This is a genomic window from Mucilaginibacter sediminis (assembly GCF_051903035.1).
Lineage (GTDB): Bacteria > Bacteroidota > Bacteroidia > Sphingobacteriales > Sphingobacteriaceae > Mucilaginibacter.
The window spans coordinates 5,689,247-5,703,894 of the sequence record NZ_CP170602.1; the positions used below are offsets into that span (position 1 = coordinate 5,689,247).

The 14,648-nt window shown below is 44.0% G+C and carries 8 protein-coding genes; 6 read left to right on the forward strand and 2 right to left on the reverse strand.

What is annotated here, in order from left to right:
* Positions 1 to 271: 271 nt before the first annotated feature.
* The 3 genes from ACFGVS_RS23540 (at position 272) to ACFGVS_RS23550 (ending at position 8,098) form a co-directional block, all read left to right on the forward strand.
* Positions 272 to 3,217, forward strand: coding sequence for a beta-galactosidase (locus ACFGVS_RS23540; RefSeq protein WP_439695812.1), 2,946 nt, complete (start codon positions 272 to 274; stop codon positions 3,215 to 3,217).
* Positions 3,218 to 3,407: 190 nt separating this feature from the next.
* Positions 3,408 to 4,535 (forward strand): acyltransferase family protein, encoded by a 1,128-nt coding sequence (locus ACFGVS_RS23545; protein ID WP_439695813.1) that lies wholly within the window; start codon positions 3,408 to 3,410, stop codon positions 4,533 to 4,535.
* Between the two features lie 248 nt (positions 4,536 to 4,783).
* On the forward strand, positions 4,784 to 8,098 hold the full coding sequence (locus ACFGVS_RS23550) for a GH92 family glycosyl hydrolase (protein WP_439695814.1): 3,315 nt from the start codon (positions 4,784 to 4,786) through the stop codon (positions 8,096 to 8,098).
* Here the strand turns inward: ACFGVS_RS23550 and ACFGVS_RS23555 are convergent.
* A complete protein-coding gene (locus ACFGVS_RS23555) occupies positions 8,095 to 9,099 on the reverse strand; it encodes a LacI family DNA-binding transcriptional regulator (RefSeq protein WP_439695815.1) in 1,005 nt (334 codons plus the stop codon). The two genes, ACFGVS_RS23550 and ACFGVS_RS23555, sit on opposite strands and share 4 nt — an antisense overlap.
* A gap of 201 nt (positions 9,100 to 9,300) precedes the next feature.
* Between ACFGVS_RS23555 and ACFGVS_RS23560 the strand changes: the two genes are divergently transcribed.
* The 3 genes from ACFGVS_RS23560 to ACFGVS_RS23570 all read left to right on the forward strand — a co-directional run bounded on the left by ACFGVS_RS23560 (position 9,301) and on the right by ACFGVS_RS23570 (position 12,841).
* Positions 9,301 to 10,830, forward strand: coding sequence for a glycoside hydrolase family 28 protein (locus tag ACFGVS_RS23560; RefSeq protein WP_439695816.1), 1,530 nt, complete (start codon positions 9,301 to 9,303; stop codon positions 10,828 to 10,830).
* A 275-nt stretch (positions 10,831 to 11,105) separates the two neighbouring features.
* Entirely contained in the window at positions 11,106 to 11,975 is an 870-nt protein-coding gene (locus ACFGVS_RS23565; protein WP_090643896.1) for an inositol oxygenase family protein, read from the forward strand.
* A gap of 269 nt (positions 11,976 to 12,244) precedes the next feature.
* Positions 12,245 to 12,841, forward strand: a complete 597-nt coding sequence (locus tag ACFGVS_RS23570; protein ID WP_439695817.1) for an RNA polymerase sigma factor — start codon at positions 12,245 to 12,247, stop codon at positions 12,839 to 12,841.
* 413 nt (positions 12,842 to 13,254) lie between these two features.
* Here the strand turns inward: ACFGVS_RS23570 and ACFGVS_RS23575 are convergent, their stop codons facing one another.
* Positions 13,255 to 14,544: a serine hydrolase domain-containing protein gene (locus ACFGVS_RS23575; RefSeq protein WP_439695818.1), complete on the reverse strand. Its 1,290-nt coding sequence runs from the start codon at positions 14,542 to 14,544 to the stop codon at positions 13,255 to 13,257.
* Between the last annotated feature and the right edge of the window lie 104 nt (positions 14,545 to 14,648).

Genomic DNA, 14,648 nt, shown 5'->3' on the forward strand with positions numbered 1-14,648 from the left:
CGGCTTTAGCCGGAGAGAGGGTCGGCCAGCGCAGCGTAGCCGGGGTGAGTCGTCGCCTGCGTTCAAAGCCGGGCGTATCAATAATAATGACTGTTGGGTCACTGTCATCGGAAAAAATATCTCCGTGTCATTTCGAACGAGGAACGAGGAGAAATCTTATAAGCCCTGTAAACCGAATATGCATATAGAATGCGGCTCGTATAAGATTTCTCCTTCGTCGAAATGACATGGTTGTTTTATAATTTATAACAACAATCAGGTTTTCGTAACTATGATGAAACATCACATCCTTTTAGCTATCTTACTATCAGTAACCATTACCACTGCTCGCGGTCAGGATAGCAACGATCACATTTTCCCGCCATCTGCAGCGGCTAAACCCTATATCAATTTTGATAGTAAAGGTTTTTTAGTAAATGGTAAACGTACGTTCATTGTATCAGCTGGGTTAGAGTATGCCCGTATCCCTCACCAACTTTGGCACGATAGGTTGCTGCGTATTAAACGTGCGGGATTTAATTGTATTGAAATTTACACCATCTGGAACTTTCATGAAGCCCAGGAAGGCAAATTTGATTTTACCGGCGACCGCGATCTGAACCTATTTTTAAAACAAGTTAACGACTTAGGCATGTACGCCATTGTACGCGTTGGCCCGTATTACTGTGCCGAATGGGATAATGGCGGCTACCCCATCTGGCTTAAGTTTAAAAAGGGCCTGAGTGTTCGGGAAGATAATCCCTTGTTTGAAAAATATGTCGACAGGTTTTTTGATCACCTTTTACCTATCGTGATGAATAACCAGGTAAACAAAGGGGGGCCGGTAATACTGGTGCAGTTGGAGAATGAGCATCCCAAAGGATGGGGTACCGTGATGCCCGATGGCTATTTTAAACATTTGCAAACCAAGGCGCTGAGTATGGGCCTGCAGGTGCCTTACTTTTTTAGCGGCCTGCACCACGCCAGCGATCCGGCAGGCGATGGCAAGCTGGATGACGCTGCGCGACCAAACCCATGGTTTTCTACCGAGTTTTGGAGCGTATGGTATTCGCAATACGGCGCCAAACCGGGCGACGACCAGCTTTACGACAGGCGCACCTGGAAAATCATCGCCAACGGCGGCAATGGGTATAACTATTACATGGCACACGGCGGATCGAACTTTGGGTACACTAATAACGACGAAGACGCGGCATCATACGATTACGGCGCAGCTATTGGCCAGGCAGGCGATTTAAGGCCAATATACTATGCCTTTAAACGGGCTGCCTGGTTTAGCCGTAGTTTTGAAGAGGTGCTGGAAAATAGTGTAAACAACAGTGACGCTTACAGCAATATAGTTTCGGAACCTGCCTTAAAAGTGAGCGCACGTAGAAGCCCAGCCGGTGCGATTATATTTTTGGATAACACGGGACAGCAACCCATAACCACATCATTGGATATTGCTGATAAAAACCTGACTGATAAAAAGGTAAGCGTTTTGCCCGGCGAGATATATCCCTTAGTCCATAACTATAAACTGACAGATGAGGCTACCCTCAATTGGGCGCTGACAAGGGTGTTTGCCATTGTAAGACAGGGTAATACCACTACGGTTATTACGGATGCCGAAGTCGGATCGCCCTTGTCTTTATATTTTAAAACCCAGGGCAAGGCATCAACAGAAAACCCAAATGTAAAAATCAATGGCGAAAATGTAAGCATCAACCTAACTATGCCCTCCATTACCCAGCCATTAGCGTATAGCTTTAAAGCCGGTACGCAAACCATCCGTGTGCTGGCCATGAACAGGCAGCTAACAGATAAAACCTATATCGATAAACCGCACAATACCCCCTACATTATATGTGGTGCGGATTATGTAGGAAAAATTGATATTAATGATCAGCCTTTTTCCGCTGATATAGAGCAGCCATTATTAAAAGATAAAAAAGACCCGGTTTGGATTTACACGGCTCAAAAAACGGTGCTTTTAAACCAGATTCCATCAACAACAGTCAATCAACCCAAAACAATAGCACTCAGCAATTGGGAATTTAAAAATGCATCGGGTGCGTCTGCCGTAAATTATAACGCGGATAAATGGCTATCCTCAAAGAAGCCTGTACCGATGGGAGCCGACGGCGATGTAACTGCCGATGCCTGGTACCGTACTACACTCATAACCCCGGTTGCAGGTAAATACACCTTGCAGGTAAAAGGTGGCGGCAGAGGGCAGGCTTTTGTTGACGGTAAGCCTGCTGCTAAATGGAAACTGAATGATGGGGAGCTAACACTCGATCTGAAAAAAGGTAAACATACCCTTGCTATTTTTGCGGCGCATGATGGTAGGGACAAACTGGCAGCTTATCTTGGGCCGATCGATGAGGTGGACAGTAAAGGTGTGTTTGGTGTGGCGCTCATCAAAAAAGGAGGTCCGTTTATCAGCGAGTTAAGCAACTGGTATTTTGCCAGGGCCAATAAAATAAGCGATGTTAAACAAGGGCCACCGGCGTTTGATACCACTATATTTAAACCGTATAAAATAAACACCGATGTTTTTAATTTAAAGGAAGGGTACGGCTGGTTTACTACAATTATACCACAACAGCCCGCAGGCACATCAAAAATCACCCTGCAGTTTAAAAGTGTGGACGAAAATGCTACGGTATTTATTAATGGCAAACAGGTATTTAAACACGATGGCTGGAACCAGCCTTTTGAAGTTGATATTGCAGATGCATCTGCTTTAAAAGCACCTATCCGGCTTGCTGTGTTTATAGAAAACTACTCTAACGAGGGCGGCATTGATCAGCCTGTAAAAATTGATGCCATTGGCGACGCGCCGGCCGTAACCGGCTGGAAAATGAAAGGCGGCCCCGGCGATGCGCTGGCTGTAAAAGGCTGGCAAAAATTTACCGGCAAGGTTAAAACCAATGCCCCTGCGTTTTACCGGTCAGCCTTTACCGTACCACGGGCAAAAGGAAAGACCTTTATCTGGCGGTTTGAGCCAAAAGGGCTGGGGCATGGCTCGGTATGGGTTAACGGGCATAACATTGGGCGGTACCCGGAGAAGATATCCATTACCAGTTTATACATCCCCGAATGCTGGCTAAAAACAGGCCCGAATCAATTGGTGATTTATGATGAAGATGGAAAACAACCCGGTGATACAATGATTGTGGCCGAACAGGAAGCAGGCCGCACTATAATACAAATAAATACAGATATTAAATAATCAATGAGTATTCGTTATTTGGTTTTAAATTCCACTCTTGAGAGGGGGCGGGCAGGAATGGTGTAATGGCAGGGGTGTGTTTGAACGCGCGATAACACACCCCTGCCCCTCTCGAGAGGGGAACCCACTGCACCGGGCCGTTTGAACCAAATAGCAAAATAGCATATAGTCAATAAATAATCAATACAACATGGCAATAAGTACTGAAAGGTTTACCGCATTAGATATTTTTAGGGGGATGACCATCTGTTTCATGATCATTGTAAATGCCCCCGGTTCGGGCGCGGATGTATGGACACCGCTCGACCACGCCCCATGGATAGGTTTCACACCAACCGACCTTGTTTTTCCGTCGTTCCTGTTTGCGGTGGGTAATGCCTTAAGCTTCTCTAAAAAGAAGTTTGAATCGGATGCCGCCTTTATAAGCAAAATATTTAAGCGTACGGTTATCATCTTTTTATTGGGCTACCTCATGTACTGGTTCCCGTTCTTCCATCGCGTTGCCGATGGCTGGGCTTTTAACCCGCTAAGCCATACCCGCATTATGGGCGTGTTGCAGCGAATAGCCTTATGTTACTTTTTTGGCGCTTTGATTGTTCACTATTGCTCTCAAAAAACAGCGGTTATCATATCGGGTTTACTGCTTATTGGCTACTGGCTGTTTTTAATGCTATTTGGCGAGGCAGGAAAAGAATATACCATGTTGGGCAATGCGGGTACTAAACTGGATATTGTGTTGTTGGGCAACGATCATTTATACCACGACAAAGGCGGCCCCATAGCTTTTGACCCCGAGGGCTTGTTGAGCACATTAACCGGGATAGTAAATGTGATAGGCGGTTTTTTAGCGGGCGCGTTCATCCAGCGTAAAGGTAAAACTTACGAAACCGTGGCCAAGCTCATGATGTTTGGCGGGTTGCTTATTGTATCGGCTTTGTTCCTTGGCCAGTTTTTCCCGATAGCCAAAAAACTGTGGACAAGCACCTTTTCGCTCCTCACCATCGGTATCGACCTGGCCATATTGGGCCTGCTGATATTTGTTATCGAAATAGAAAAAGTAAAACGCGGCACCAACTTTTTCCTCATCCTGGGGCGTAATTCATTAGCCATCTACCTGCTATCTGAATTGCTGCTTACCGTTTTTCAAACCATATGGGTAGCCCCCAAACTGAGTTTTTACGATTGGATAAACCAGGTATTTTACCAGCGGGTGTTCCCCGGCGCACTGGGCACATTGGTATTTGCCATTTGCTACATGATGCTGTGCTGGCTGGTGGCTTATGTATTGGATAAGAGGAAGATATATATTAAAATATGATAATGTTAAAAGCATTAGGATCTTATTGGAGAATGGTATTATACGGAGATAAAATGTCTATCCAGCCGTTACTTCAAGCAATTGAGGCTGGGAACTATGAGGGGACAAATGGCAAACCGGCGAAAGACTTACGAAGTTTTAAAAACTTCGTAAGTCTGGGATATTCCTATAAATCACATTTTCAACCGTCATTGCGAGGTACGAAGCAATCCCGAACTATTCAGGGTGGGCCTGCAAGTCCGCTTAGCATGTCGGGGATTGCTTCGTACCTCGCAATGACGGTTAGTTTGTTTAACTCAAAACATTTTTTTAAGTTATTTTTTTCTTTAACCGCCGTTTTAACCGTCCTTCTAACCCAAACCGCCCAGGCCCAACAAGCAAACCATCTTCCATACGTAAACCCTTTCATCGGCACTGCCCAAAGCAATGTGCTCACCAAATGGGGCAGCGAAGGAGGCACTTATCCCGGCGCTGTTGCGCCATCGGGTTTCATGCAGTTAAGTCCCGAAACCAGGTTTGGGAAGGGCTATAACTATGGGGATAGTTCCATTTGTTATTTCAGCTGCTTCGGTCATATGAGCGGCTTTCCAGAGGGCTCAGCCGGCAGGTTTTATGTGATGCCCATTAACACGGCAGGTGAGTTTGAGCCGCAGAAATACAGCCGAAAGTTTTCGCATAATCACGAATCCGCAACTCCCGGCTACTACAAGGTGATGTTTGATGACGACCACAGCACCACCGAGGCAACAGCTACAACCCGTACGGGCATGTTCCGCTTTACGTTTGCTGCCGGTTCATCACCTCAGTTATTTATCGGCGAAGCCGGCGAGATCAGAGTCATATCTTCCAAAATATTGCATGCGGCAAACGGTAATATGGTCATCAACTTTACCGAAGCGTTTACCTCAAAAAAGCAGGTTAAAGGCGGTTGGGTATTCAGTTTTGCAGCTGCGGTAAATGGCACTAAAACTATTGGGCTTAAACTAAGCGCTTCGGCCGTTGGTTACGCAAGTGCCCAAAAAAATATCGATACGGAAATTGGTACATCGTCTTTTGATCAGCTGCGTAAACTTACTGCTGATGAGTGGCAGAAAAAACTGGCCGTTGTTGAAGTAACCGACAGCAACTATGCAAATAAAACCGTTTTTTATACCGCCCTGTATCATTCGCTTTTAATCCCCTGGGTTATCGACGATGTGGATGGCCGTTACCGGGGGGCAGATGATAAAATTCACCAAAAAACAGGCAATCACCAATATGGGGCCTTCTCACCCTGGGATACTTTCCGCTCCCTGCACCCCTTGCTTACCCTGCTTTACCCGGATAAGCAGCAGGATGTAATTTTATCTATGCTGGATATTTACAAACAAACCGGTCACCTGCCAACCGAATCGATGACGGGTAACCATGCTATACCCATTATTGTGGATAGCTACCTGAAAGGGATTACCGGTTTTGATAAACAGTTGGCTTATACCGCCATGAAAAAAAGTGTACTGGAGCCGCCGTTTATCCAGCCCGACATGGAGATCTTTAATCAAAAAGGTTATATCCCCTTTACCCGGTCCGAGTCGGTTACCCGCACGGTTGAGTATGCTTATGACGATTGGGCTTTATCGCAATTTGCCAAAAATGTTGTTCATAGTGACGAAGACTACCGGCTTTTGGCAAACCGCGGCTACAGCTACCGCAATCTTTTAAATAACGATCAACTATTACTATTGCCCCGCAACGATGATGAATTTAAATTACAGCCGGGCATGTCGGGTTATAAAGAGGGGGATAAGTGGGTGTATTCCTACTTCGTGCCCCAAAACATTAACGATCTTATTAACCTCACGGGCGGCACCGACCAATTTGCCCGCCGGCTTGATTCGGCGCTTAGCAACAATGTGATCCTGTTTGATAACGAGACTGTGTTCCATTTGCCTTACCTTTTTAATCAGGCAGGTAAACCGGCTTTAACCCAAAAATGGTTAAGGCAAATTATGCTGCATCGTTTTAGCAACAGCCCCGGCGGCTTACCCGGTAATGACGACCTGGGCTCAACCTCCAGCTGGTATATTTTTAGTGCCATGGGTATTTACCCCGTTTGCCCCGGCAGGCCTTACTACGCTATCGGCACGCCCTTGTTTAAATCGGTTACACTGCATCTGCCAAACGGAAAACGGTTTAGCATAAATAATAAAGCGGCATCAATTAAGGACGGCTATATAAAGGCCTTAACCGTTAACGGTAAACCCTGGCAACAGCTAACCCTGCCGCATTCAGTATTAACGGCAGGCGGTTCAATGGGTTTTGATTTAACGCATAAGGCGGGCAATTGGCCAAAGGATAACAACCCTGTTGAGTTATCCGAAACAAAACAAAGCCCTGGTTTTAAAATGTTGAATTGGTCCGTTTCAAAAAACAGCATCGCGCCCGATGAACCTTTTACCGTTCATTTTTCAATCAGCAACGCGGGAGCTACCGGGGTTAAAACTGTTACGCTATTGGTAAATGGCAAACCATATGCTCGCAAAAACTGTATGGTAGTTTCGGGTGGTACTCAAAAAGATTCGCTGGTATGCCGGCTTTATCCCATCAGGAAAACGGAGCTTAAATTGGAGGGGCTGCCTCCGGTTGTGGTTGACGTAAAACTGTCGCCAAATCCGCCGGTGCATCCCTTTAAAATTACAGACCTTGCCGCTACCGCAATGCTTAAAGTTAATGAGCCGCAGCGCCTCGCTTATGTTGTCCAAAATATTGGAGGCATAAAGCAGACTTTTAACATCCCCATAACAAAAAACGACACCTTAATTTTTACCGATACCGTTGTTTTGGAACCCGGCGAAAAAAAGGTGATCGGGCATGTACTGCCGGGTGCTTCAAAAGGGTTCCAAAGGATATTGGCAGGTGATCAAAAGGTGGTTTACAAGGTGTACCAGGACAACACAGAATCACTTTTGCTTGATCTTTCTCCCATAGATTATTCCGCTAATAGTTCAGTAAAAGACAACTCCGGGTTTCAAAATAACGGGCAAATAGTTATCACCCAAAATACAAAAAACAGCGGCAGGCTCGGGTTTAATGAGCACACTTTTGTTGAGGTTCCCAGCACTCCCGCCCTTGATAATATGGGCGAAACCATCACCATGATGGGCTGGGTATACCCCACCGGGAACGAAAAAGGATTGGTGGATATGATAACCAAAGGCGATAGCCATGTTTTGCAGGTAACTGATCACCAAACGCTTACTTTTTTTGCAGGCGGCTGGGGTCGTGGCGATTGTACCGTTAACCTGCCCGCCAACTGGAATAACCATTGGCACCACATTGCCGGGGTGTGTACAGGTAAAACACTCTACCTGTACATCGATGGTGTATTGGCGGGGACCACCGTGATGGAAACCACCGCAAACCTATCGGTAACCAACAAATGGACTTTAGGCAGGAATGAAGAATTTCCGTCTGAAAGAATTTTTCACGGATATATGGATAAGGTAAAAGTGTTTAAAGCGGCTTTAACAGCCGGTGAAGTGTCGGAGATAGTAAAGAAAGAAAAACCTGATCAGAATCGTTAAAACCCCGTCGATTCCCTTTTTATTATGGTTGATTTAAGTACCAGCGTTTCGTTCGGTTCAAAATACTTTTTGTTCAATATTTTAAAAAGGATGTTTGCGGCTTCTTTGCCCATCTCAAAAGCTGGCTGTGTAATTGTGCTGAGTGAGGGGTTTAAAAGCGGCGCGGTTTTGAGGTTCGAAAAGCTTATTATTTTAATGTCCCGCGGGATATTCAGGTTAAGATCCTTACAGGCGTAATAACATGGCAGGGCCAGATTTTCAATGGAGGTAATAATGCCGTCGGGTTTTTCGTTAGCGAGCAGTTTTTTTATCAGCTGATAGTTTTCATCTTCATTGTTGGTGTCATGTACAATTAATGCATCGTTTTTGGCAATATGGTTGTCGTTTAACGCTGCGCAATATCCTGCAAACCGTTTTTTTCCTGTAGATAGGTTATTTAAGGCCATAAGGTAGGCAATTTTCCTGCACCCGCGTTCAATTAAATGGCAGGTAGCGCTATAAGTGCTTTCGTAATCATCTGTAGTTACCTTTACGGCGTCTATATCTTCATTTACCCTGTCAAAAAAAACAACCGGCAGCTGGTTAATAATATCCTTAAAATTTTGATCGTTATTGGTTTCACTCGCTACCGAAATAAGGATGCCGTCAACGCGTCCACTCAGCAAACGGCGCATAAAGGCCATTTCCAAATCGCTGTTTTCGTGCGTTTGGTATATTAAAACATGGTATTCATGCTGGCGTGCTATTTCTTCGATGCCATTGATGGCCTGCGAAAAAAAATTATTGGTTACTTCAGGAATAATTACGGCAATGGTTTTTGTTTTGTGGCTCCTTAAATTACTGGCGGCCGGGTTGGGCTCATAGTTTAATTGTTTAGCCAGTTCCAAAACCTTCTTTTTGGTTTCGGGGCTTATTTCATGACTGTCCCGCAGCGCCCTTGATACTGTGGCGGTTGATAAATTTAGCGCTAAAGCGAGTTCTTTTAAATTAATGTTACCCATTGCGGATACCTTTTTATAACGGTATAATTTTACTAATATAAAGGAGTTTATGCAAACGTTTACGTAAATAAATGGATGCCGTTGCCCCAAACTAAAGTAAAAGTTTAACAACTTAGGTGCCTGATGTAAAAATAAACCCCTGTCGTGTGGCATACACAGGGATAATAAACCTGCTTAATTTTTCTTTATCGATAGTTTATCATGAAAATATTTTCTTTTTTGGCTTTGCTTGCAATGCCTTTTGCCGGTTATGCGCAGCAAAAAGTTTTTAAAATAACTGATTATGGCGCTAAAGCCGATGGTATTACCAATAACACCGTAAGCATTCAAAAGGCTATTGACAATGCAAACGCACAAGGCGGCGGTATAGTGCATGTTCCGGCAGGGAAGTTTTTAACGGGGGTTATCAACTTAAAGTCAAACGTTACACTAAACCTGGCAGCCAACGCAGTATTGCTGGGGAGCGCAAAACGGATTGATTATGGCGAAGGGCATGCTTCGCCATTAATATTTGCCAAAGATCAGCAGCACATTGGTATCACCGGTAAAGGAACAATTGACGGCAACGGCGACGAATTGCTGAAAGACCTTTTCGCGATGCTGAAGGCCGGGAAATTGCGCGATTCGTTGTGGCAAAGAACTAATCCCTGGGGGCAGGTCCAACCCGAAGAACCCAACCGCCCCAAGCTAATCGGCTTTTATAACTGCGCTGGTATACAGGTAAAAGGTATAACTATTCAAAATGGCCTGGTGTGGATACAGGATTATCGGGAGTGCCACGATATGGTTATCGACAGCATTAAAGTAATAAGCAACACCTACTGGAATAATGACGGCATAGACCTGGTAGATTGTAAAAACGTAAAGCTCACCAACAGTTTTTTTAATGCCGACGATGATGGCATCTGCCTGAAATCGAGCAGCCGGAACAGCTGCTGCGAAAATATATATGTAGCCAATTGTACCATACGCTCAAGCGCCAGCGGTATTAAATTTGGCACTGCTTCATGGGGGGGCTTTAAAAAAATTACCATAAAGGATATTAAAATTTATGATACCTACCGCTCGGCAATTGCCCTGGAGTGTGTTGATGGCGGCGTGATGGAAGATATTGACATTAGTAACATTAATGCCGTTAATACAGGTAACGCAATTTTTATACGTCTTGGCCATCGCAATAAAGATACGGTAGTAAGCAGGATTAATGGCATCCGTATAAGCAACGTAACTGTTGATGTGCCCAAAGGAAAACCCGATAAAGGATACCCAATGGAAGGGCCCGAAGTTAAAGGCAGGCACAACCCCTTCCCATCATCAATTGCCGGTTTACCGGGGCATCCTGTTCAAAATGTAACCCTGCAGAATATCAAAATAGTATATCATGGCGATGCCAGTAAAACTGTTGCCCGTGTAAGTTTAGATTCATTGACCAGGATACCCGAAAATCCGCGTGATTACCCTGAGTTTTCAATGTTTGGCGAATTGCCCGCCTGGGGTTTTTATGCCCGCCATGCGGCAGGGGTAAGCTTTAAAAATGTAACACTTAGCTGCGCCGGGCGCGATTTTAGGGCTGCCTGCGTGTTTGAAGATATTGATGGGCTTACCCTTAACTCGCTCAAAATACCGCAGGTTAAATCATTACCCGTAATAGCGCTTTTTGGCGTTACTAAATCGGTAATGCAAAATATTTTGATGCCCGGAAGCGCTAAAAATAAGGTACTTACAAAATAGGTAAAAGGTTGATGTACGTAATCGTTTACGTAAATAAATACCCCCAATTATGTAAAACCGATGTTTTTTTTAGTGAATTTTAAAACATTATAAAGCTAAACTGTGCCTTTAAGCGCAGCTCATTTTAAAATTTATTTATTGGATTACCTGTTTATGAACAGCCTGCTGGAGTTTTTACTCCACAGTTTCCGGGGGTAGCGATAAGTATAATTTAGAGTTCAATAGATGAGGGCTTTACCAATGTTTAATAATTAATTGTTTGAATGGTTTACGATATGGAAAAGTTAACTGAAAAAGAAATTTCGCCGCTGCCAAGTTTGGATGTTTGGGAAGATGATGTATTAAGCAGATACCCCGAGCCTGGTACCGCTAAAGCCAAAGAGGAGTTTAGGGTTTATAACGATGCCGAAGACAACCCGGTAAGGGAGTTTTACAGGCTTAACCATACCTACCAAACCTATGGTAACGTTTTAGCAAAAAAGGCTAATTTTTTACAGTTTGATAAAATGGAAATGCCATGGTGGTCGGCAATGGAATATTTGAATACGCTGGTTGATGAATCCGACCCGGATATTTCGCTCGATCAGTTACAACACTTACTGCAAACATCTGAGGCTATTCGTGCCGATGGTCATCCCGATTGGTTTGTACTAACCGGCTTTATTCACGATTTGGGCAAGGTGCTTTGCCTTTTTGGCGAACCGCAATGGAACGTAGTAGGCGACTCGTTCCCCGTGGGGTGCAAGTTTTCGGATAAGATAGTTTACCCTGAATTTTTTGCGGCCAACCCTGATAGCACTGATGAGCGCTATAATACCAAATATGGTGTTTACACCCACCAATGCGGGTTAGATAACGTGCACATGTCATGGGGGCACGATGAATATCTGTACCACATTACCAAAGATTATTTGCCCGAAGAAGCGTTGTATATGATCCGTTATCACTCCTTTTACTCGCAACACCGCGAGAAGGCTTACGATCATTTGCTGAACGCGCATGACCAGGAGATGTTTAAATGGGTTGATAAATTTAACCCGTATGACCTGTACTCAAAAAGCCCAAAACCACCGGTAGTATCGGAGTTAAAGCCTTATTACGAGGATTTGATTGCCAAATATTTGCCGGCTACAGTTAAATTGTAATTAATGTACCCCTATAACAACGAGTTTTTTTGATTTATTTGATTTTAGCCTGTTTGCTTAACCTGTAAAAAGCAATGCCTTTTTACAGGTTAAGCTTAAAACAGGCCATCTTAAAAAAAGCAGCAATCGTGCTTTTGAAGTTATTGCTGAAAAATTAAATAGATTATCAAAAAAGCCGGTGTGGGGCACATTTGTTGGTAAATAAATATTTGTACTTTTCACAATAATTTTTGCTTGTTGATTAATGATTAAATAGTTACCCGTTTGTTATGAATATGGATGCAGATAAAGATTTAGTGCTTCGCCTACACGATGATGACATCGGCGCATTTGATCTGCTTTATCAAAAGTATCACCAGGCCATTTATCGTAATATTTACAAACTCACTAAGGATGATGATATCTCCTGCGATATTTTACAGGATATTTTCATTGCACTATGGGAAAAACGCGCCGAAATTAATGCCGATCAATCTGTAAGTGGCTGGCTTTTTGTGCTGAGTTTTAACAAATCGATATCATATTTACGTAAAAAGCTGCGGGAAGCTACGGTTGTTAATACGATGCCTTTTGCCGAATTTGAGCAGGAGGATAACAACGTGCATTTAATTGACGATCAATATTATTTATTGCACCAGGCTATTAACCAGTTATCGCCCCAGCGTAAAAAAGTTTTTACACTTTGCAAGTTAGAAGGGAAAACTTACGAGGAGGCTGCCGAAAAACTGAACATATCTAAACATACCGTTAAAGAATATCTCGGGCATGCGGTTGCTGCCGTTAAAAACCATATCCATGAACACCAGGCCGAGTGGAAAACCGCCGGCGTATTGCTGGCGTGTTATTGGATTGGTATCGACCATTAATTTCGATCTATGAAATATAGTTTGGCAGGCAAAATTAACAGAGCCTGCCTCTCACAAATTAAAGCAGAATCCACAAAGTGAATGTTGTACAAAACAGCATCAAAACTCTTTTTCTTTGTGGGCAAACAGTACAAATTTACACGCTTCTTTTTAAATATCAAAACAGCCCTTTATTTATGCATAAACAGGTAAAAATAAGGTAATTAGTATGTAGTTTTCAGCAATAAATGCGCAATTTATTGACACAAAAAGTACATTTATTGACACAAAAATAAAATGAAGATTTTCACTTAAAAGTTCAAAAAAAACAGCCCGAAAAACCGGGTATTTTACACTTTAAAATACCTGTTTGTCAGTTATGCCGTATAATGGTACTGTTTTAATAGACCTTTATGAGACATTCCAGCCACCCGCTACGGGCGGTGCAATTCATACACATCATCCACGTCCTGCAGCAATAACCGCTTGCCGCCATCATCAAAATAAAAGAAAAAGCCGAAAGGTTTGTTCCAGAACTCGTTTGGTGAGATCGCGGTCAATTCAAAATCCTTGCCTTTGACCGAAATCAGCAGTTTGCCTTTATCTAAACGGTTAGCAACCTGCATGCCGGAAGGCGCACTATAGGTGCCAGTAAAAGCACTTAACCGGGTGCTATCGAGTTGGACGCTTTGGAAGGTTTCCAGCGTATCGGAGATATGGAAGCAGGCTTTAAAAATGTGATCGAGGATGCGAGCTTTCGGGAATACTTCGCCGTTTGTGCAATATGCAATGGCCAAACCTTCCTTTGGATAATATTGCATCGAGCTGCCAAAACCTTCGGTCTTGCCGTTATGGCCAAAACCGGGATTTAACGCATCACCGTAAGGAAAAAGGCCTTTACCATATCCGTCCCGCATGGTTTTCATGATCGCCAGGCTGCCGGCACTAATCAGTTTGCCGCTGAAAAGTGCGGTGATAAAGCTGCAGAGGTCCCGCGGCGTGGAAATGAGTGCGCCCGCTCCGCCAAAGTTATCGAGGCAAACGGCGCGGTCGGGCTTCCAGTTACTGTCAAAATATTTATAAGAGGTCGCTTCGCCAGGCATAAATCCAACTTTTTCACCATAATAGGTATGCTTTAATCCCAGTGGCCGGATGATCTGGTTGGTCACTACGTTTTGATAGGGCTGGCCGTATAATTTCTCAGCGATGTAACCCAGCAGCAAGTAATTGGAATTATTATAATCTGCTTTAGCATCCGGTTCAAAATCCGGCTTTTGCCTGCTGATCATTTCCAGCAGTTCAGCATGCGTTTTAGGCTGGTCTTTCCAAGTATCAAAATCGGTGTTATTCGTGAAGTTCGCTAATCCGCTTCGGTGCCCCAGCAGTTGGGCGATGGTGACCTTATCCGCATTAGGCAGACCCGGAAAGAAAAGGCTTAAACGATCGGAAAGCGTTAAACGACGGGCATCGATCAACTGGTAAGTGAGGATTGCCGTGAATACCTTGGTGATCGAGCCGATACGATATTCAGTGGATGGGTTCTGATCCTTGCCAAAGGAACGCTGGTAAATCATTTTACCGTTTTGAGTGATCGCCAGGCTTCCTATCGCCAGGTCACCTGTGCTGAGATAGTGAAACAGGCTGTCCAGGCGCGCACGATCTATTTGGGCCTTTGTTAAAATCGGAATAAGTAAAATAATAGCAAATAAAGACAGGCGTTTCATGCTGTATGGTTTAACGGTGAGACAATCTATGCCTCGTACAAGTTACAGATAATTGGCTAACTGTAACCGAATAAGAGTTTGCTGTCGTAATCACCAGAATGTTT